This window comes from Synechococcus sp. R55.7 (assembly GCF_047461955.1).
In the GTDB taxonomy this organism is placed as follows: domain Bacteria; phylum Cyanobacteriota; class Cyanobacteriia; order Thermostichales; family Thermostichaceae; genus Thermostichus.
The window spans coordinates 1-811 of record NZ_JANSIC010000433.1 but is presented as its reverse complement, the minus strand read 5'-3'; the positions used below and the strand labels follow the sequence as shown (position 1 = coordinate 811).

The 811-nt window shown below is 51.0% G+C and carries 1 protein-coding gene; it reads right to left on the bottom strand.

Annotated elements, in window-relative coordinates:
• Window positions 1–120: 120 nt before the first annotated feature.
• Window positions 121–519, bottom strand: a complete 399-nt coding sequence (gene mscL / locus NW820_RS12970) for a large-conductance mechanosensitive channel protein MscL (protein ID WP_414407719.1) — start codon at window positions 517–519, stop codon at window positions 121–123.
• Window positions 520–811: the final 292 nt, after the last annotated feature.

The window sequence follows — 811 nt, the reverse complement described above, 5'->3', positions numbered from 1 at the left end:
ACAGGGCTGTTTTCACGGATCATGGCTAGACTCTAGGGTTGACACCGAAGGGCAGGAGCTGAAAAGTTAAGGGATCCCTAAACCAGGTTTGGATTTTGGGCCTAAGGATCCCCTATAGCTCTATTGGGAGTGGCGATTGAGGATGTCCCGAATTTCTGCCAGCAAGACCACTTCTGATGGGGGCGATATAGAAGGAGATTCTTCCTCCTTTCGCTGTAGAGTGTTGATCGCTCTCAATAGTAAGAAGAGAGCAAAAGCGATAATCACAAAATCAAACACAGCTTGCAGAAAGCTACCGTAGTTAATCGTAACTGGATCTTCAGGACTTCCACCGATTTTCCAGACCAAGTTCTGGAAGCTCACTCCACCAATCATCAAGCCTAAAACTGGAGTAAACAGATCTGCTACAAAAGAAGTCACGATCTTCCCAAAAGCACCTCCAATAACAACGCCAACAGCCAAATCTAAGGCATTGCCCCGGCTGATGAACTTTTTGAACTCCTCCAGAAATGCCCTCATGGGGAACTTCTCCTGCCTAGCCTTACGGTTCAAAACTCCTTGATTATCCCCTCTCCCCCCCTGCATCCATGCGCTGTTTGCAACGTCGCCAAGCCCTTGGGCCGCCTCTGGCTTCAGGGGATCACAGCCCTCTGCCTTGGGAGTTACCTAACCCCTTACCCTTCTCCTGAAAATGGCAGCGCCTGCTCCCACAGCGTGTCAGCGGCCTCGCCCACTTGCTCAGCTTCGCATTGGGAGCAATCCCCTAGCCGACGGATCCCTCTAACTTCAGGCTCAGCAATCGATCGGCTTC

Coding starts and splice junctions, on each gene's coding strand:
- mscL (WP_414407719.1), bottom strand. CDS start 519: ATGAGGGCATTTCTGGAGGAGTTCAAAAAGTTCATCAGCCGGGGCAAT.